The organism is Mesorhizobium sp. M7A.F.Ca.ET.027.03.2.1, assembly GCF_003999175.1.
GTDB lineage: Bacteria > Pseudomonadota > Alphaproteobacteria > Rhizobiales > Rhizobiaceae > Mesorhizobium.
In genome coordinates this window covers 1-18202 of the sequence record NZ_RZOM01000014.1, presented here as the reverse complement: position 1 = coordinate 18202, position 18202 = coordinate 1, and the positions used below count along the sequence as shown (strand labels likewise).

The following is an 18202-nucleotide window of genomic DNA, read 5'->3' as shown; positions in this document are numbered from 1 at the left end:
GAATGCGGCCGCCTCGATGAAGCGCATGGGCCGCGCATTCGTCTCGCCCTTGCCGGTCAGCGTGCGCGACATGGCGATCTTCCACGAAAGATAGAGCAGGTAGGCACCGCCTGCGATCTTCAATCCGGTGTGCAGCGCCGGAAACGCCGTCAACACAGCGCCGAGGCCAAGACCGACGGCAAGCAGCAGCACGAGGAAACCCATGCTGATGCCCAGCATGTGCGGAACGGTTCTGACGAGGCCGAAATTCACGCCCGATGCCAGAAGCATGAGATTGTTCGGCCCCGGCGTGATCGAGGTCACGAAGGCGTAGACAAGCAGAGCAAGGAATGCGTCGAGCGACATGGATATCCTCCCTGACAAGTCAGCATCTTGTCTCTTCCCGGCGACCCCGCAAAGGCCACGGATGGCCTCACAATGGAAGCTGGCTGGCGCGTTCGGCGCCAGCCCCGCCGAAGTCCTACATCGCCTGCGGGCCGCGGTTCAACGCCGCCACGCCGGTGCGGCAGATTTCAACCAGGCCGAGCGGTTTCATGATGGCGATGAACTGGTCGATCTTGGAGCCCTTGCCGGTGATCTCGAAGATGAAATGCTCGGTGTTGGCGTCGATGACGCTGGCGCGGAACGCATCGGCCAGCCGCAACGCCTCGACCCGGGCCTCGCCGGTGCCGGCGACTTTGACCAGCGCCAGTTCGCGCTCCAGCGGCCGCTCCTGGCCGGATTCATGCGAACGCACGGTCAGGTCGACGACGCGGTGAACCGGCACGATGCGCTCGAGCTGGTGCTTGATCTGCTCCAGCACATGCGGCGTGCCGCGCGTCACGATGGTGATGCGCGACAAATGCTTCTCATGCTCGGTCTCGGAGACGGTCAGGCTCTCGATGTTGTAGCCACGCCCGGAAAACAGGCCGATGACCCTGGCAAGCACGCCCGGCTCATTGTCGACCAGCACGGAAAGCGTGTGGTTTTCCGGCTTCTCCGTCTCCTTGGCGATGAAATAGGCGGAGCCGGTCGGTTGTAGCTGTGCGTTCATGACATGAATCTCGATTTCAAGCTCTTGAGCTAATTCTCTGTTTGCGCGGGGCTTTCTCGCGACAGCCCTGCCTTGGTTCTGCCGGCTACACCAGTTCCCTGCCCTTGGCGTCGATGGCGTTGGCCACCGCCTCGTCGGTCGCCTCGTCGGGCAAGAGCATCTCATTGTGCGCCTTGCCCGATGGGATCATCGGGAAGCAGTTGGCGAGCGTCGCCACGCGGCAGTCGAACAGCACCGGCTTCCTGACCGAGATCATCTCCTTGATCGCGTCGTCCAGTTCGTCCGGCTTCTCGCAGCGAATGCCGTGTCCGCCATAGGCCTCGGCCAGCTTGACGAAGTCGGGCATCGCCTCGGTGTAGGAATGCGACAGCCGGTTGCCGTGCAGCAACTGCTGCCACTGCCGCACCATGCCCATATACTGGTTGTTCAGGATGAAGATCTTGATCGGCGCGTCGTGCTGCACGGCAGCGCTCATCTCCTGCATCGTCATCTGCACGGAGGCGTCGCCGGCAATGTCGATGACCAGCGCGTCGGGATGCGCGATCTGCACGCCGAGCGCCGCCGGCAGGCCGTAGCCCATCGTGCCCAGCCCGCCTGACGTCATCCAGCGGTTCGGCTTCTCGAAATGATAGTGCTGCGCCGCCCACATCTGGTGCTGGCCGACCTCGGTGGTGATGTAGGTGTCCATACCCTTGGTCAGTTCGTAGAGCCGCTCGATGGCGTATTGCGGCATGATCACGTCGTTGTTCATCTTGTAGGCGAGCGAGTCGCGCGCACGCCATTTGGCGATCTGCTCCCACCAGGGGTAGAGCGCCTTCTTGTCGGCCTTGGCGCTCGCGCGCCACAGCCGCACCATATCCTCCAGCACCCGGCCGACATCGCCGATGATCGGCACCTCGGTGTGGACATTCTTATTGATCGACGATGGATCGATGTCGATGTGGATCTTCTTCGAATTCGGCGAGAACGCGGTCAACCGGCCGGTGATGCGGTCGTCGAAACGGGCGCCGATGCAGATCATCACGTCGCAATCATGCATGGCCATGTTGGCTTCATAGGTGCCGTGCATGCCGAGCATGCCCATCCAGTTCTTGCCCGATGCCGGATAGGCACCGAGGCCCATCAGCGTCGAGGTAATCGGGAAACCGGTAAGATCGACCAGTTCGCGCAGCAGATGGCTCGCTTCCGAGCCGGAATTGATGACGCCGCCGCCGCTATAGATGATCGGCTTCTTGGCGCTGGCCATCAGCTCGACCGCCGCCTTGACCTTTTCCAGGTCGCCCTGGACCTTAGGCTGGTAGCTGGTGCGCGGCGCTATCTGCGGCGGGACGTAGAATCCCCTGGCGAACTGCACGTCCTTCGGAATATCGACGACGACCGGACCCGGACGGCCGGTGGTCGCGACATGGAAAGCCTCGTGGATGGTGGCGGCGAGTTCGTTGACGTCCTTCACCAGCCAATTGTGCTTGGTGCAGGGGCGGGTGATGCCGACCGTATCGCATTCCTGAAAAGCGTCGGAGCCGATCAGCGAGGTCGGCACCTGCCCCGTCAGGCAGACCAGCGGGATCGAATCCATCAGCGCGTCCTGCAGCGGCGTCACCGCATTGGTGGCGCCGGGGCCGGAGGTCACCAGCATGACGCCGGCCTTGCCGGTCGAACGCGCATAGCCTTCGGCCGCATGGCCGGCGCCCTGCTCGTGGCGCACCAGTATGTGCTCGACATCGTCCTGCTGGAAGATCTCGTCATAGATCGGAAGGACAGCGCCGCCGGGATAGCCGAAGACATGCTTGACGCCATTGTCCTTCAGCGCCTGCACCACCATTTCGGCACCTGTCATCTCGCGCCGCTCGTTCTGTCCGTTGCTCATCGGTCTGGTCCCGTACTGTCGCCATTTGGCGTTTGCTGGTCGTTTAGTCGTGTTTCAGGCAATAAAAAAGGCCCCCGAGGGAGCCTGTGTCTTGCGCATGGGGGGTTTTCGCCCGGCGGTTACACCGCCTTGCCCACGCGCTTTCCTACGAGAATGAGTGCCGTTTTCATGGTGGCGGACACTAAGGGCGGGAAAGGCGGCCTGTCAACGGGAAAAATCGCGCCGGCGCGCGCAGCGTGCCGACGCGACTGCGGTGTCAGCCCGGCGCCTTGCAGCGGGAAACGCGTGGATCGCATTTGGACGCCTTCCTGGCCTGCATCTTCGCTGGCGGATGGTGGGGTGCCACCCTTGCCGGGGCATGGTGCTGGGGCATGCGCATTGCCAACGCTTGCTGATGCGGCTTTTGTTGCCCGGCTCCGCGTGCAAGACGCTGCCCCGAAACCGGCCTGGACGAAACCGGCTTGGGCGACCCCCGGTTGAGCGACGATTTGACAACGATGCGTCCGTCGCCTGTGGTCCTGTCGGCATGCAGCTTGAGCGCATCGGCCTTCGCGCCGTTGCCGGCGACCATCCGCTTGCTCACCGGCTTCACGACCACCGGATTGCTGGCAGTCACCGCGCCAAGGGAATTGGCCTTGTCGCCGGTCGCAGTCTTGGGACCCGCCAGGATTTGCCCGTTCCCCTTTGTATTGCCGGCAAGCCTCTTGATCTCGGCGCCCCTGGAAACATCGAGCCGTGCACTGGCAAACACGCCTTTGCGAGGCGGAACCAGTTTTGCCGCCTTGATCGATTCGATGACGGGCTTCGGGAGTTGCTGCAGCCGGGGTCCGGCATTGATTGCAACGACCTGATTGCCAAGTCGCACGCGCGGTGCATTGTTGACCACGACCGTCTGGTTGATGATCGTCGTGTTGCGCATGATGACGACGTTCTCCTGCACCGGCCGCACCACCCTGACCAGATCGACCGCGCCGATCGCCGCCACAGGCACGAAACACCACCAGGCGTCGTCGAAGGCGACACCGACGTCGGGCGGCGCTGGAGCCCAGCCGACATCATTGCCGCCCTGACGCCACACCACCCAGGCTGGCGCCCATTGATCGCCGGCGATCCACACCCAGCCGAAATCGGGATCATACGCCCAGCGGCCATAGTGATAGACGACATCGCCGAATGGCTCGGTGGACTGCCAGTACCAGCCATCGCCGGTCCAGACCCACCTGCCTTCGGTGTACGGCCGCCATTCGGTACGGACCGAGGGAACCCAGACATCGCCGAATCGGGCCGAGGTTCGCCATCCGCCATAATTCGAAAGCCTTTCGCGGACGGTGACGGCAATTTCCGCCGCATGCGCCTGCGTTCCGGGCAGCACCAGCGGGCCGGTCAGGGTCGCGCTCAAGGCCATGACCGCGGCCATTGCTGCTGCGCGTCCACGCCGGCCAAGGGAGCGACATGAAGACGCTTGGATAAAAGGTATGATGATCATAACGGGCTCCAGAGTTCCGCATCCAGAAAATCCCGGGAACCGCCCTGTTGCCCGCCACCGCTTCCCGGCTTCTCACCGATCGGTTGTCATCGGCCCCGGTGACCGCATTGCGGCATTTGACCATCAATTTTGCGCGACCGGCGCGGCATTCACAAATGGAACGTTCGTTTCCGGCGCCGGAGCGATTCCGAAACCGCCTGGCGATCTCATTTCTAGGATAGACCATTGAAATCGCTGGAAACTATGGTGGGGCGTGACGAGGGCCGCCATCTCTGACGATACTTGATCGTCCGGCGGCAAGCCCGGCGGAGCCACCACCATGACGATCTGGATTTCACGGGAGGAAACCTGATGCTCGACAAGCCCTCTAGCAAGAACACGGCCCCTAGCAAGAAACTGTCTGACCTGCTCGATCAATTCGGCGCCGCGCTGGCTGCCAATGACATCGAGAAGGCGGTCGATTGCTTTCAAGAGGATTGCTACTGGCGCGACCTCGTTACCTTCACCTGGAACATCAAGACCATGGAAGGCCGCGACCAGGTCCGCGACATGCTGAAAAGCCAATTGTCGAACACCAGGCCGTCGCACTTCGCCATCGCCAAGGGCGAGGACGCGACCGAGAGCGGCGAACTGATCGAGGGCTGGATCAGCTTCGAGACGGAGGTGGCACGCGGCTTCGGCCATGTCAGGCTGAAGAACGGCAAGATCTGGACGCTGCTGACCACCATGGCCGAACTGAAAGGCCACGAGGAGCCGGCAGGCTTTGCGCGGCCGATGGGCGCCAGGCACGGCTCGGGCAAGAACCGTCCGACATGGAAGGAAGAACGCGAGAGGGAAGCCGCCGAGCTCGGCTTCAAGACCCAGCCCTATACGGTCATCATCGGCGGCGGCCAGGGCGGCATCGCGCTCGGCGCGCGGCTGCGGCAGCTTGGCGTGCCGACGATCATCATCGAGAAAAACGAGCGGGCCGGCGACAGCTGGCGCAAGCGCTACAAGTCGCTCTGCCTGCATGACCCGGTCTGGTACGACCATCTGCCCTACATCGATTTCCCCAAGAACTGGCCGGTCTTCTCGCCCAAGGACAAGATCGGCGACTGGCTGGAAATGTACACCAAGGTGATGGAGCTGAATTACTGGTCCTCGACCGAGGCCAAAAGCGCCTCCTATGACGACAAGACCAAGGAATGGACGGTTGTCGTCCACCGCGACGGCAGGGACATTACGCTGAAGCCCAAGCAGCTGGTGCTGGCGACCGGACAGTCCGGCAAGGCCAATCTGCCGAAATTCAAGGGCATGGAAACCTTCAAGGGTGACCAGCACCACTCGTCGAAGCATCCGGGTCCCGACGCCTATGCCGGCAAAAAGGCCGTTGTCATCGGATCCAACAATTCCGCCCATGACATCGCTGCCGCACTTTGGGAAGCTGGTGCCGACGTGACCATGGTGCAGCGCTCGAGTACCCATATCTCCAGGTCCGACACGTTGATGGAAATCGGACTGGGTTCGCTCTATTCGGAGCAGGCGCTGCAGAATGGCATCACCACCGCCAAGGCCGATCTCATCTTCGCTTCGCTGCCTTACAAGATCCTGCACGAGTTCCAGATCCCGGCCTATGCCGAGATGAAGAAACGCGATGCGGCGTTCTACAAGGGATTGGAAAAGGCGGGTTTCATGCTCGACTGGGGCGACGACGAGTCCGGCCTGTTCATGAAGTACCTCAGGCGCGGCTCTGGCTATTACATCGATGTTGGCGCCTCGCAGCTGGTTATCGATGGTTCGATCAAGCTGAAGAGCGGCGTCGACGTCGAAGAGATCAAGCAGCACTCTGTTCTGCTCGGCGACGGGTCGGAACTGCCTGCGGACCTCATCGTCTATGCCACGGGCTACGGCTCGATGAACGGCTGGGCCGCCGATCTGATATCCCGCGAAACCGCCGACAAGGTCGGCAAATGCTGGGGCCTCGGCTCGAACACCACCAAGGATCCCGGCCCCTGGGAAGGCGAGTTGCGCAACATGTGGAAGCCGACGCAACAGGAGGCGCTGTGGTTCCACGGCGGCAATCTGCACCAGTCACGACACTATTCGCAGTTCCTGGCGCTGCAGTTGAAAGCCAGGCAGGCCGGCTTGGCGACGCCGGTCTACGGGCTGCAGCAGGTGCACCACAAGGGATAGGCGAGCGCCATTCCTGCGGAGAAAAAACGGAAGGAGGCATGGCTTGCACCCTGCCTCCTTCCTTCGAGGGAATTACGCCGGCTTACCCGCGGCGAACTGCGTCACCACCCGCTGCAGCAGCGGCACGTAATCGCGAAACGCCCGTGTCTTCATGTTGGCGATCTTGCCGCTCTCGTCCCAGATGCGGACCCGGACCGCTTCCTCGTGGAACGGGTTCTTGCGGAACTCGGCCACTTCATCGGCGCTCATCGGCCCGCCCTGCAGCGACAGCGTATGCACTGAGGCCTGCGAAAGCCTGCCGAAATAGGTCGGGTCGGTGGCGCAGAGATAGCGCTTGGCCGCGACATGCAGCCTCACGCATTCGACGATGACCGGCGGAAAGAACGGCGCCAGCACCTCGCCGCCGGCTTCGTCATGATGCTTGTCCTCGACATCCTCGGGCGAATAGGTGCCGAACTCGCTGGTGTAATGGCCGATGTCGTGCAGCAGCGCCGCCGCCACCAGTTCGTCGGGCGCACCGTCCTTTTCGGCGAACCAGGCGCCCTGCAGCATGTGCTCAGACATGGTGACTGGTTCGCCGAGATAGGATTCGGCACCCCGGCGCTCGAAGATGTCGGCGATGAACTCGACGATGGTGTCCGCGTTCAAATCCTGGCCGCTCATTCCGCCGCCTCCTTGAACCCATGCTCGATTGCGGCCAGCGTCGACAGCAGACCGTCCTTGTCTGCGTAACAGCCCTGCAGCCAGCGCTTGCCGGTACCGGAAAACGCTTTGCGGGCATGCATGACGCGCGTGTTGTCGACGATGAACGCCTGCCCCGCTTCGAGCTTGAACGTCACCTCGAAGGATGGATTCTCGATCAGTTCCGCAAACCGGCGATAGGCGGCGTAGTACGCTTCCATATCGCTGAACGGCACGTCGACCGTCGGCGCCAGGGAGCGGTTGTTGAAGCGGATGCAAATCAGCTCGCCATCGGGCCCGAGCTCGATCATCGGCCGCTTCGCCTGCAGCCGCACGCCGGAAGAGCCGGCATATTCGAAGCGCGCCGGGCATGAGCTCAGCAGCCGGAAGCCTTCCGGGTTCTCAGCCTGCAGCGCAGCCGCGACGGCAAACCCATCGACGACACTGGACTCGCCGCCCTCAACCGTATTTTCGATGCAGGACAGAATCTGCAGCGTCGGCACAGGGTCGCGATAGGGGTTGTCGGTGTGCGCCTGGAGGCCGAGATTCGTGTAGGCGAGATTGTTCGGATTGACCTCGGCGCGCACTTCGAACCAGCGCCCGTAATTGGTCTCCCTGATGTAGCCGAACAGATCGGACACTTTGCACAGCGCCCCGGATTCGGACGGCAGATCGTCCATCACCGCGAAGCCATAGGTTTTCACCGCCGACAGCCATTGCCCCAGCACAGCACGATCGCGGCTGGCCGCAACATAGCCGGCGCGCGGTACCGAATTCTGCATCGAGGCCTTGGTCCATCGCACGGTGGCCTCGCCTGTCCAGCCCGGCTGGCGGCCTGCGTCACGATCATAGGCATTGGCGCTCAGCCATGCCGCGGGAAAGCTGACCGTCTTCTGCTCGGGCACGAAGCTGACTTCCAGGGCGCCGCCTTTGATCGACGCGGCGCCGATCCTGGTGTTGGCGGGAATGTCGAGAATGGTGATGAGCCGTTGACCATTGCCGGCGCTGCGCGTCTTGTCGTCCAGCGCATTGTCGCGCAGCCACATGGCATGAAAACGGCTGCGCGACCCGTCCTGCCAGCCAAGGTCGATTGTTCTGCCTTCGTCGCCGATCAGCGCGTGGGTGAGCATGGAGATCCGTTCCTGTTCGTTGCGTCCCCCGCAGCCTGATCCGCAGGGTTTCGATTGCATGTTGATCGCGCGACAGGCATAACTCAAATTATCATTTTTTAGCCAATGACCGCAGAATACTTATGGCTCGTACAAATACACCCGTGCCGCCTCTGGACTGGCTGCGCAGTTTTGAGGCGGCGGCGCGGCTGTCGAATTTCACCGCGGCGGCAGCCGAGCTCGGTCTCACCCAGGCAGCCGTCAGCCAGCACATCCGGTTTCTCGAGGAGCGGCTCAAGACACGTTTGTTTTCGCGGCTGGCGCGGGGCGTCGCACTGTCGCCGGAGGGGGCAGCCTACCTGCCTCACATCCAGTCGGCCTTCGCCACCATCGGCAACAGCACCGCGGAACTGTTCGAGCCGCGCGCCGTCCAGACCGTGACCATCCGGGCGCCGATCTCCTTTGCCTTGCTCATACTGGTTCCGGCGCTGCCAGATCTCGCAAAGGCACTGCCGCGCATCCAGCTCGATCTGGTGACGATCCATCGCCCTGCTGACTACGATCTGCCGGGTTCGGTGCTCGACATCCGCTTCGGCAGCGGATCGTTCCCCGGACGCGAAGCCGACAGGCTGACCGCCGAGCGGCTCGTGCCGGTGGCCGCACCTGCGCTCGCCGGCGACGACGACTGGCCTTCCCTGCCGCTGCTTCTGGTCGCCGGCGCGCGCGAGATGTGGGCGGAATGGTTCGCCGCCGCTGGACTGGCTGGCCATCCCAGACGATCACACCGCTTCGATAGTTTCGTCACCGCCATGGAGGCGGCGAGCGCCGGCGCCGGCGTGCTCTTGGGCTCGCGGCCGCTGGTCGATGCGGCGCTCAACAGCAAGACGCTGGTCAGGCTTTCCGACTATGAACTTTCCAGCACATCGGGGCATTTCCTGACCAAGGCGTCGACAGCACGCCTGACCGGAGCCGAACAGGATTTCCGCCAATGGCTGCTCCTGCGCCTCTCCGCGCCGGCATGACTGGTTATGAGATTGGCCCGATCCGCTTCCAGTAGATCAACGTGCCGGTCAGCCCGCCATGCGGCTTCAGGGCATAGTCCGGTATCTCACCGGCCAGCGTGAAGCCCAACCGCTCGTAGAGGCCTGAGGCGCCCTCCTCGGTCGCCGTGTCCAGAACCAGCAGCGTGCGGCCCTTCTCCACGGCGAGGCTCTCGGCGGCTCGCATCAGGCGCGTTCCCACACCCCTGCCCCGGTAATCGACTGATGTCATCAGCTTGGCGATCTCGGCCCGGTGCGGCTGGTTGGGCGGACAATCGAGCAGCAAGGTCACTGTGCCGACCAGGTTTTTGCCGTCCCAGGCGCCAAGCACCGCTCTTTCGCCCCTTGCCGCCGCGGCCAGCGACTTCTCCCAGAACGTCCTTGCCGCCTGCGGCGCCAACGGATGCATGAAGCTGACCGAACCGCCGGCCGCCACCGTTGCGACCAGCAATTCGGCCAGCATGTCCTGCGTTTCGGCAGTCGGGTTCAGGGGTGCGATCTCGATCGAGTTCATGTGCAGGATATCCTGTGATTGCGGTAGAAGCGGGCGCATTGCTGTCAGTCCAGACGGCGCGCGCGGCGTCGCTTTCGCGCCGCCTTGATGGCGCTGATGCGGTCGGCGTCTTCGTGCCCGAGATGCCGCCCGCGCTCGAGGATCTCGAGCGTGTACTCCTCATAGGTCAGGCCAAGCCGCTCGGCTCTGTCCATGCGCAGCAGCATCACCTCGTGGCTCGGCGCCTTCCACGCCTTGGCATGGGCGGCCTGCCAGGCAAGGAAGATGTAGGGATCGCCCTTGCCCCATGGCGGGCCCTTGTACTCATCGAGAGGCGGCCCCCCATTATGGGAGCGCTTTGGTCTTCTTGCCATTGTGTCAGCCCCTGACCAGCGCGACGAGATAGTCGGCGCCGGGCTCCAGGGCATGGAAGGTGCAGTCCGACGGCGCCCCGAGCGCCAGGCAGTCGCCTGATACAAGCCTGTGCACTGTCTCACCTTCGACGAATTCGAGCCGCCCGGAAATCAGCCATATCTGCTGCTTGATGAAGGCGTATGAAGCGGCCGGAAAACTGACCTTGGCGCCCGCCGGCAGATGCACCTTGATCAGTTCCAGCGGCATATCGCCAGCCGGCGAAAGATGCCGCCTGACATAGCCGGTGTCGGGATCGCGCCACACCGGCTGGTCGGCCTCGCGCAATATCCCGCCGCCCTGCAATTCCGCGCGCGCGATCAAGGTCGACAGCGTCATGCCGAAGGCCGACGCGATGCGCACCAGAAGCGCCGCCGTCGGGCTGGTCTTGCCACGCTCGATCGTGCTGAGCATTGCCTTCGAGACGCCGGAACGCTCCGCGAGTTCGGCCAGAGACCAGTCGCGCACGATTCTTTCGGCGTGTATCCTGCGGCCGATCGTCGAGGAAATGTCGTTCGCTATATCATCCATATGTCTATTATAGCGAAAAATAGACGCCGGAGAAGAGCCGCCTTGCGACAATTTTCACGAGCCCCTTAATGCTCTCTACACCATCCGACCTCATCGGGCCTTAACCCCATTCGGGTAGGATCGGCGCTCCAGGGAAATGGGGATTGGCCTGTCCATGTATGTCGAACGCGAAGCCTCCGTTGGAGAACCGACATCGCAGGAGCGCCGCGACGCAGAGCAGAACGACAAGCGCATCCTCGGCAATGTCGTGCAATGCGATGGCGCGCGCGCCACCATCAGCGCGTACGCGAACGACGCCGACGGCGCGGTGACCGGCCTGTGGACGGTCGGCAAGATGATTTCCATCAATCTCGGATCGACGCGAACCGTCGGCCTGGTCTACGCAATCGGCAAGTCGGACCGCGCCTGGAGCAATGAGGGCCAGAACGCCATCGAGGTCAGCATCGAGCTGATCGGCGAAGTCCGTGACGGAGCAGAGCCCGGCGCCAAACCGGTCTTCGACCGCGGCATCACCACCTATCCGCATATCGGCGCCGTTGCGCATCGGATCCGCACCCGCGACCTGCAGGCGGTATATGACCTCGCCGGGCGTCATTCGATCACGATCGGCACGCTCGCGCAGGACGAGACGATCGCCGCCAACATCGCCATCGACGATACGCTGGCGCGTCACTTCGCCATTGTCGGCACGACCGGCGTCGGCAAATCCACCGCCGTCTCGCTGCTGCTGCGCAAGTCGATAGCGGCACGGCCGGATCTGCGCATCTTGATCCTCGATCCGCACAACGAGTTCGCTGCATCGCTGCCCGAATACTGCGTCAGGGTCGATTCCAAAACCTTGGATCTGCCGTTCTGGATGTTCAAGCTCGAGGAATTCGCCGAGGTGCTGTTCCGGGGCCGCGAGACCGAGCCGGAAGAAATCGACGCCTTGCGCGACCTTATCCCGGCCGCCAAGAATCTCTACCGCAACCCGAATTCGGGCTCCTATATCAGGCGCGGCAGCGATGCGTTGACCGCCGATACGCCGGTGCCTTACCGCATCGCCGACCTGCTCAAGCAGATCGATGAGCGCATGGGCATGCTCGAAAGCAAGACCGATCGCCCGACACTCAAATCGCTGAAGACGCGCATCGAATCGGCGGCCGCCGATCCACGCTACCGCTTCATGTTCAACTCGCGCCTGATCGAGGACACCATCCACGAGACGATCGGCAACATCTTCCGCGTGCCGCATCATGGCCGCCCGGTAACCTGCTTCGAGATGGCCGGCATGCCGTCGGAAGTGGTCAATTCGGTCTGCTCGGTGCTGGCGCGCCTGGCCTTCGACCTCGCTCTGTGGAGCGAGGGCAAGCTGCAGCTCCTGTTTTTATGCGAAGAAGCGCACCGCTATATGCCGGCCGATCCGCGCCTCGGCTTCGCGCCGACAAGGCACGCGCTGTCGCGCATTGCCAAGGAAGGCCGCAAATATGGCTGCTATCTCGGCGTCGTCACCCAGCGCCCGGGCGAGCTCGACCCGACCATCCTTTCGCAATGCTCGACCTTCTTCGCCATGCGGCTTGCCAATGAGCAGGACCAGGCGATCATCCGCTCCGCGATTGCCGACTCTTCCGCCTCGACGCTTGCCTTCCTGTCCTCCATGGGCCAGCGCGAAGCCATCGCCTTCGGCGAAGGCGTGGCGACGACCATGCGGCTGAAGTTCGAAAAACTGCCGAGTGACCTGCTCCCCGGCACCGCAAAACGCGAAGAGGCCACGTCGAAGCCAGGCGACGATGTCGATCTGGTGGCGATCGTGGAACGACTGCGCAATGTGCCTAAATCAACGCAGCAGGCGATGGCCTTCGCCGAGGTCGTCGATTCGGGCCGCCAGGCCGGCGACCCCGACTACCGCAAGCCACCCGCCGCACGCGCGCCATCGGACGACGATTTCGACATGCGCTACGGCCTAAAGCCCGCAACCTTCGGCCTGCGCCCGCAAAACGATTAGGTCAGCAGCGCCAAATCCTCTGCCTTCTGACCGAGAAGCCGCGCCAAGCTTGCGCCCTTGCCCAGCCCGCTCGGATAAATCCCGTCAGGGAATTCGTCAGGCTGAGTCGGGTGGTGCTGTTTTCGAGAACCGAAGCGGAGCGGACGTTTGAGTCCGTGAGCACCGGAAGCGCAGAAAACGGCGCCAGACGGCCAGCCTCACGAATTCAGTGATGCGATTTCAGGCGCAGACGCGGTTACGGCCCTGCCTCTTCGCCTCGTAAAGCTGGCGGTCGGCGCGGCGATAGAACTCTTCCGCTGTTTCCTTGCGGTCCCAGACGGCGAGCCCGACGCTGGTGGTGATCTTGAGGCGGACATTGCCCGACAGCACCGACATGTTGGCAATCGCCTTGCGGATGCGCTCGGCAAACTTGCCCAGAAGCTCGGCGTCCATGTTGGGCGTGACCACGGCGAACTCCTCGCCGCCCAATCGCGCCACCACATCGTGGTAGCGCGTCATGTCCTTGAGACAGTTCGCGACGGCCTTGAGCACTTCGTCGCCGACGTCATGGCCGTGGGTGTCGTTGACCTGCTTGAAATGGTCGAGATCGAGGATCATCAGCCCGACGGGCTTTTCGATGCGCCGGAATTCCTCGAGATACTCCTTCAGCGCATCATCGAAATAGCGCCGGTTCTGCATGCCGGTCAGGCCATCGGTCAGCGCCGCATGCTCGAATGTTTCCGAGCGCGCGCTGAGCGAGACCGTCATGGCGCGTAGCTTGCCTTCCTCCATCGCCTGTTTGCGGATCAGCGGATAGATGAAGAAGATGCCGAAGAACAGCGCGGTGGCCAGGAGCACGCCGGTCGCGAACAAGAGCTTGTTGAGATAGATGACCTTGTCCAGACCCGAAGCCGTATGCAACTCGTCGGCGAAGGATTGCAGAAGTCCGTAAGCATGCAGCGTCACCAGGCCGGCGGCCAGGATCACGAATATAAAGACGAAAAATGCTGATTCCGCCTTGTGGAAACGCATCTGCTCCCCGTTGGAAAAGTGCCCACTGATCTTATGGCATGGGCGGGCTTACGGAGGGTTAATTTGGACAACCACCACGGGAACCGTTCCTTGCAGGTAAACTTTTCAGGTTGTATCGGAAGCAAGCGCTGAGATCGTGGTTTCCAGATCATCACCGGGGCGCAATCTCAGCCATTCCGGCCCCAATTGATGCCTGAACCAGGTGGTTTGCCGCTTGGAATATTGCCTGGTCGCGATCTTGGCGCGTTCGATTGCCTCGGGAAAGCCAATCTCTCCGGCCATCGCTGCCTGCAGTTCGCGAACGCCGATCGCTTTCATCGCCGGCAATTCGGGATCGAGGCCAAGTGCTGCAAGCCGCTTGACCTCGTCCAGCGCGCCCTTGTCCAGCATCTGGTCGAAGCGTTTGTCGATGCGAGCGACCAACGCCGCCCGATCCGGCTCGATCACCAGGAAACGCGCGCTTTCCCTGTCGATGAGCGGCTGGCCGCGTTCTGCCTGCCATTCCAGGATCGAACGGCCAGACGCATCGAGAACCTCCAATGCCCGCACGATGCGCTGGCTGTCGGTTGGCTTGAGCATCATGGCGGCCGCCGAATCCTCGCGCAGCAGCAGGCTGTGCAGCTTGACGGCGCCCTGCTCCTTCAACTCATAGCGCCAGCGGTCGCGGACCCGCTGCGGAATGTCGGGCATTTCCGAAATGCCCTCGGCCAGCGCGCGAAAGTAGAGCCCGGTGCCGCCGACAAAAATCACTGGCCGTTCGGAGAATGTGCCGTCCTCGATCAGCTTCATCACGTCGCGCAGCCAGGCGCCGGTGGAATAGGCGGTGGCCGGGTGGACATGGCCATAAAGATAATGCGGTGCGCGGGCGAGGTCGGCCGCCTCCGGCCGGGCGGTCAGCACGTCGAGCACCGAATAACCCTGCATGGAATCCGTGTTGACGATCACGCCACCCCTGCGCTCGGCCAGATCGAGCGCAAGCGCCGACTTGCCGCTGGCGGTCGGCCCGGCTATCAGGATCGCGTTCTTCACGCGGCCCTCGCCCGCCTGCCCGCCGGAATGTTTCATGCCGCTCATCGCCACGCTTGTTTCCCGTCCCACTGAGCGCGCTTTGTCGCTGTCGCTTGCGAATATGGCCTCACGGTCGGTCGGCGCAAGCGCTGTTGTCTGGCTGGCCGAAGGTATTGCCTGCGATCTCGTCCTGCCTGAGGCAGCCGACGACGCCGTCACGAGTGCCGTCTTGCGCACGGCACTTGCCAGCGAGGCCGTCGACGTGATCGTCCAGCAGGCGGAAACCCGCCGCAAGAAAATCCTGATCGCCGACATGGATTCAACCATGATCGACCAGGAATGCATCGACGAGCTGGCCGACGAGATCGGCGTCAAGGATCATGTTGCGGCCATCACCGCGCGATCCATGAATGGTGAGATCGCCTTCGAACCGGCTTTGCGTGAACGGGTGGCGTTGCTCAAGGGCCTCGACGCCGCCGTGGTCGATCGCATCGTCGCCAATCGCCTGACGCTGGCCCCAGGCGGTCGTGTTCTGGTCCGGACCATGCGCGCCAACGACGCCTGGACGGCACTCGTGTCTGGCGGGTTCGAGGTGTTCACGACGCGCATCGCCGCCATGCTCGGCTTCCAGGAGAACCGCGCCAATCGCCTGCTCGAGCAGGACGGCCGCTTCACCGGGCTGGTCGGCGAACCGATCCTCGGCCGCGCCGCCAAGGCCGACGCGCTGATCGAAATTTCAGCGCGCCTCGGCCTGACGCCCGCCGACGCCATCGCCGTCGGCGACGGCGCCAATGATCTCGACATGATCCGCCTGGCCGGTACCGGTGTCGCGCTCCACGCCAAGCCGACGGTGGCGGCACAGGCCAAGGTCCGCATCGATCATGGCGACCTGACCGCGCTGCTTTATGTGCAAGGCTACAGGCAGGAGGAGTTTGTGCGATGAAACCAATGCGCACCGAGCGCCTGATCCTGCGCAACTGGGAGGATCGCGACCGCGACCTGTTCCACCGCATAAACTCCGACGACCGGGTGATGGAGTTCTTTCCGTTCCGCCGCGACCGCGCCGAGGCGGATGCCAAGATGGACGAGCTCCGGGCCTGGACCGCGGAGGACGGATACGGTTTTGCTGCCGCCGAGATCACCGCCACCGGTGAATGCATCGGCTTCATCGGTCTCCTCGACACCGATCATGTGCCATCCCTGCCAGCTGGCACCATCGAGATCGGCTGGCGACTGGCACCTGAATTCTGGGGCAAGGGCTATGTCACCGAGGCAGCCGAAGCGTGGCTGGCCTACGGGTTCGAGACGCTTGGCCTCGATGAAATCGTGTCATTCGCCGTCGCGGCCAACCGCCGCTCCACCGCCGTCATGCAACGCCTCGGCATGATCGCTGATCCGTCCGGCGATTTCGACCACCCCAGCATTCCCGACAGCCATCCGGATCTCAAACGGCATGTCCTCTACAGACTGCCGCGCCAGGACTGGCAGGCAAGAAAAAGGGCGGCTCGCTAGCCGCCCTTTTCTTTCAGTGCTGTCGTGTTGTCGGATCTTCCGGATCTCTCAGTCCATCCGGATCGTCACGAACCTGAGCTCGCCGGTCTTCGACGCCAGCATCAGCAGCGCATTCTTGCGTCCCTGTTCCTTCAAGGCGCCGATCCGGTCCATGACGTCCTTGGGCGTGGCGACCGATTCCTGTGCGATCTCGGTGATCACCTCGCCGGGCTGGATGCCGCGTTCGGCGGCTGCCGAGTCCTTGGTGACGTCGGTGATGACGACGCCCGAAACATCGGCCGCAATGCTGAACTTCTTGCGTGTCTCGTCGTTCAGTTCGCCGACCGTCATGCCGAGCACCGAAGCAGTGGAAACGGCCGGAGCCTTGTCGCCCTTGTCCTGATCGGTGTTGCTGCCCTCCTCGCTGCTGGCGAGCTTCTCGCCGTCCTCGAGCCGGCCGAGCGTCACTTTCACGGTCTGCTCGACACCCTTGCGCACGATGAGCACATCGACCGCCTTGCCAACCGGGCTTTCGGCGACGACGCGCGGCAGATCGCGCATCTCATGGATGTCCTTGCCGTCGAACTTGATGACGACATCGCCCGCCTGGATGGTGCCATTGTCGACCGGGCCGCCCTTGATCACGCCGGCGACCAGCGCGCCCCTGGCGGTCGCCATGCCGAGGCTTTCGGCGATGTCGTCGGTCACCGGCTGGATGCGCACGCCCAGCCAGCCGCGCCGCGTCTCGCCGAACTGGCGCAACTGGTCGACGACGCCGGACGCGAGCTGGGCGGGGATGGAAAAGCCGATGCCGATCGAACCGCCGGAAGGCGAAATGATCGCCGTGTTGATGCCGATGACCTCGCCGGCGCTGTTGAACAGCGGTCCGCCGGAATTGCCGCGGTTGATCGCGGCATCGGTCTGGATGAAGTCATCATAGGGGCCGGAATTGATGTCGCGGTTGCGGGCAGAGACGATGCCGACCGTCACCGTGCCGCCGAGGCCGAACGGATTGCCGATCGCCATCACCCAGTCGCCGACGCGCATCTTGGTGGAATCGCCGAACTTCACCGCCGTCAGCTTGTGGCCTTTCGGATCGACCTTGAGCACGGCGACATCGGTCTTGGTGTCGGTGCCGACCAGCGTCGCCTTCAAGGTGACACCATCGGAGAAATTGACCTCGATGTCGTCGGCATCGGCAATGACATGGTTGTTGGTGACGACGATGCCTTGCTCGGCATCGATGACGAAGCCGGAGCCCAGCGACTGCACCTTCTGCGAGCCGTTGTCCTTGTCACCGCCGCGGTTCTTGAAGAAATCGTCGAAGAAATCCTGGAAGGGCGACCCCTCGGGCAATTGCGGCATCGGCACCGCGCCCGGGCCTTCGGTGCCCTTGACCGTCTGCGAGGTCGATATGTTGACCACTGCGCCGAGCAGGCCTTGCGCCAGATCGGCGACCGAAGCGGGTCCATCGGCGGCAAATGTCGGCGTCACGAAGGACGGGACAGCGACTGCGCTGACAAGAAGTGCCGCCGCGCCGGCGAGGAATGTCCGCCGAGCCGCGCACAGAATTGTATTGGATGTCATCGAGAAGCCTCCCGGTATCCTTGAAAAGAAAAGCGCTTCGACGAAAACGCCGCGTCACGCCATGTTGGCAAAAAATACGGCACGTTTGCGGCTATGACTATCGGCAGAGGATAAATCATCGCCGCCGTCATGCGCCCCGTACCAGCCAGACGATGCCCACGCCGATCACGATCGCCGCCAGTCCGGCGATCCGCAGCGCGTTCTCGGGCAGAGACAGCACTTCGGTGGCAAGTTTCCTGGCCAGGCCGGGAAAACCGCCATAGACCAGACCCTCTATGACAAGGACCAGGCCCATGGC

The 18202-nt window shown here is 63.1% G+C and carries 18 protein-coding genes; 5 read left to right on the top strand and 13 right to left on the bottom strand.

The features are described 5' to 3' along the window. The 4 genes from EN750_RS01630 to EN750_RS01615 form a co-directional block, all read right to left on the bottom strand. Positions 1–345 (bottom strand): LysE family transporter (locus EN750_RS01630; RefSeq protein ID WP_189525993.1); only part of this gene is annotated, 345 nt, incomplete at its 3' end. A gap of 115 nt (positions 346–460) precedes the next feature. Continuing rightward, positions 461–1033, bottom strand: a complete 573-nt coding sequence (gene ilvN, locus EN750_RS01625) for an acetolactate synthase small subunit (RefSeq protein ID WP_023757090.1) — start codon at positions 1031–1033, stop codon at positions 461–463. An 85-nt stretch (positions 1034–1118) separates the two neighbouring features. After that, positions 1119–2900: an acetolactate synthase 3 large subunit gene (locus tag EN750_RS01620; RefSeq protein ID WP_127395423.1), complete on the bottom strand. Its 1782-nt coding sequence runs from the start codon at positions 2898–2900 to the stop codon at positions 1119–1121. Between the two features lie 256 nt (positions 2901–3156). Then, positions 3157–4305 (bottom strand): DUF6600 domain-containing protein, encoded by a 1149-nt coding sequence (locus EN750_RS01615; RefSeq protein WP_245482563.1) that lies wholly within the window; start codon positions 4303–4305, stop codon positions 3157–3159. A gap of 432 nt (positions 4306–4737) precedes the next feature. Here EN750_RS01615 and EN750_RS01610 point away from each other — a divergent pair, with 432 nt between their 5' ends. Next, the gene (locus tag EN750_RS01610; protein WP_127395421.1) at positions 4738–6558 is read left to right on the top strand and encodes an NAD(P)/FAD-dependent oxidoreductase; all 1821 of its coding nucleotides are present in this window, start codon (positions 4738–4740) and stop codon (positions 6556–6558) included. Positions 6559–6630: 72 nt separating this feature from the next. Here the strand turns inward: EN750_RS01610 and EN750_RS01605 are convergent, their stop codons facing one another. Then, on the bottom strand, positions 6631–7221 hold the full coding sequence (locus EN750_RS01605; RefSeq protein WP_127395420.1) for an HD domain-containing protein: 591 nt from the start codon (positions 7219–7221) through the stop codon (positions 6631–6633). Next, the gene (locus EN750_RS01600; RefSeq protein ID WP_127395419.1) at positions 7218–8369 is read right to left on the bottom strand and encodes a gamma-butyrobetaine dioxygenase; all 1152 of its coding nucleotides are present in this window, start codon (positions 8367–8369) and stop codon (positions 7218–7220) included. The genes EN750_RS01605 and EN750_RS01600 overlap by 4 nt, the downstream gene beginning before the upstream one ends. A 122-nt stretch (positions 8370–8491) precedes the next feature. On the opposite strand from EN750_RS01600, the gene EN750_RS01595 reads away from it, so the two are divergent. Then, positions 8492–9370, top strand: a complete 879-nt coding sequence (locus EN750_RS01595; RefSeq protein WP_127395418.1) for a LysR family transcriptional regulator — start codon at positions 8492–8494, stop codon at positions 9368–9370. Between the two features lie 4 nt (positions 9371–9374). Here the strand turns inward: EN750_RS01595 and EN750_RS01590 are convergent, their stop codons facing one another. The 3 genes from EN750_RS01590 to EN750_RS01580 are packed head-to-tail and all read right to left on the bottom strand — an operon-like array spanning position 9375 to position 10823. Beyond that, complete coding sequence (locus EN750_RS01590) at positions 9375–9902, bottom strand: N-acetyltransferase (RefSeq protein ID WP_127395424.1); 528 nt, start codon at positions 9900–9902, stop codon at positions 9375–9377. 44 nt (positions 9903–9946) lie between these two features. Further along, positions 9947–10255 (bottom strand): hypothetical protein, encoded by a 309-nt coding sequence (locus EN750_RS01585; RefSeq protein WP_127395417.1) that lies wholly within the window; start codon positions 10253–10255, stop codon positions 9947–9949. Between the two features lie 4 nt (positions 10256–10259). After that, positions 10260–10823 (bottom strand): XRE family transcriptional regulator, encoded by a 564-nt coding sequence (locus EN750_RS01580; protein ID WP_127395416.1) that lies wholly within the window; start codon positions 10821–10823, stop codon positions 10260–10262. 154 nt (positions 10824–10977) lie between these two features. Here EN750_RS01580 and EN750_RS01575 point away from each other — a divergent pair, with 154 nt between their 5' ends. Continuing rightward, positions 10978–12807 carry an ATP-binding protein gene (locus EN750_RS01575; protein WP_127328926.1) on the top strand — a complete coding sequence of 610 codons (1830 nt, stop codon included), beginning with the start codon at positions 10978–10980 and terminating at the stop codon, positions 12805–12807. A gap of 219 nt (positions 12808–13026) precedes the next feature. Here EN750_RS01575 and EN750_RS01570 read toward each other — a convergent pair whose 3' ends face one another. Together EN750_RS01570 and miaA are read right to left on the bottom strand one after the other, a co-directional pair. Further along, positions 13027–13818 carry a GGDEF domain-containing protein gene (locus EN750_RS01570; protein ID WP_127271965.1) on the bottom strand — a complete coding sequence of 264 codons (792 nt, stop codon included), beginning with the start codon at positions 13816–13818 and terminating at the stop codon, positions 13027–13029. Positions 13819–13923: 105 nt separating this feature from the next. Beyond that, positions 13924–14892, bottom strand: coding sequence for a tRNA (adenosine(37)-N6)-dimethylallyltransferase MiaA (gene miaA, locus EN750_RS01565; RefSeq protein ID WP_127395415.1), 969 nt, complete (start codon positions 14890–14892; stop codon positions 13924–13926). Between miaA and serB the strand changes: the two genes are divergently transcribed. Further along, the gene (serB, locus tag EN750_RS01560; RefSeq protein ID WP_127395414.1) at positions 14882–15769 is read left to right on the top strand and encodes a phosphoserine phosphatase SerB; all 888 of its coding nucleotides are present in this window, start codon (positions 14882–14884) and stop codon (positions 15767–15769) included. The two genes, miaA and serB, sit on opposite strands and share 11 nt — an antisense overlap. Beyond that, a complete protein-coding gene (locus EN750_RS01555; RefSeq protein WP_127395413.1) occupies positions 15766–16338 on the top strand; it encodes a GNAT family N-acetyltransferase in 573 nt (190 codons plus the stop codon). Before serB ends, EN750_RS01555 begins: the two co-directional genes overlap by 4 nt. 48 nt (positions 16339–16386) lie before the next feature. Here the strand turns inward: EN750_RS01555 and EN750_RS01550 are convergent, their stop codons facing one another. After that, positions 16387–17904, bottom strand: a complete 1518-nt coding sequence (locus tag EN750_RS01550) for a DegQ family serine endoprotease (protein ID WP_127395412.1) — start codon at positions 17902–17904, stop codon at positions 16387–16389. A gap of 127 nt (positions 17905–18031) precedes the next feature. Continuing rightward, on the bottom strand, positions 18032–18202 hold a 171-nt coding region (locus EN750_RS01545; RefSeq protein ID WP_127395411.1), incomplete at its 5' end, for a DUF2065 family protein.

Coding starts and splice junctions, on each gene's coding strand:
- miaA (WP_127395415.1), bottom strand. CDS start 14,892: ATGAGCGGCATGAAACATTCCGGCGGGCAGGCGGGCGAGGGCCGCGTG.
- EN750_RS01590 (WP_127395424.1), bottom strand. CDS start 9,902: ATGAACTCGATCGAGATCGCACCCCTGAACCCGACTGCCGAAACGCAG.
- EN750_RS01555 (WP_127395413.1), top strand. CDS start 15,766: ATGAAACCAATGCGCACCGAGCGCCTGATCCTGCGCAACTGGGAGGAT.
- EN750_RS01595 (WP_127395418.1), top strand. CDS start 8,492: ATGGCTCGTACAAATACACCCGTGCCGCCTCTGGACTGGCTGCGCAGT.
- EN750_RS01610 (WP_127395421.1), top strand. CDS start 4,738: ATGCTCGACAAGCCCTCTAGCAAGAACACGGCCCCTAGCAAGAAACTG.
- EN750_RS01620 (WP_127395423.1), bottom strand. CDS start 2,900: ATGAGCAACGGACAGAACGAGCGGCGCGAGATGACAGGTGCCGAAATG.
- EN750_RS01605 (WP_127395420.1), bottom strand. CDS start 7,221: ATGAGCGGCCAGGATTTGAACGCGGACACCATCGTCGAGTTCATCGCC.
- EN750_RS01580 (WP_127395416.1), bottom strand. CDS start 10,823: ATGGATGATATAGCGAACGACATTTCCTCGACGATCGGCCGCAGGATA.
- EN750_RS01600 (WP_127395419.1), bottom strand. CDS start 8,369: ATGCTCACCCACGCGCTGATCGGCGACGAAGGCAGAACAATCGACCTT.
- EN750_RS01615 (WP_245482563.1), bottom strand. CDS start 4,305: ATGGCCTTGAGCGCGACCCTGACCGGCCCGCTGGTGCTGCCCGGAACG.
- EN750_RS01550 (WP_127395412.1), bottom strand. CDS start 17,904: ATGACATCCAATACAATTCTGTGCGCGGCTCGGCGGACATTCCTCGCC.
- EN750_RS01585 (WP_127395417.1), bottom strand. CDS start 10,255: ATGGCAAGAAGACCAAAGCGCTCCCATAATGGGGGGCCGCCTCTCGAT.
- ilvN (WP_023757090.1), bottom strand. CDS start 1,033: ATGAACGCACAGCTACAACCGACCGGCTCCGCCTATTTCATCGCCAAG.
- serB (WP_127395414.1), top strand. CDS start 14,882: ATGCCGCTCATCGCCACGCTTGTTTCCCGTCCCACTGAGCGCGCTTTG.
- EN750_RS01575 (WP_127328926.1), top strand. CDS start 10,978: ATGTATGTCGAACGCGAAGCCTCCGTTGGAGAACCGACATCGCAGGAG.
- EN750_RS01570 (WP_127271965.1), bottom strand. CDS start 13,818: ATGCGTTTCCACAAGGCGGAATCAGCATTTTTCGTCTTTATATTCGTG.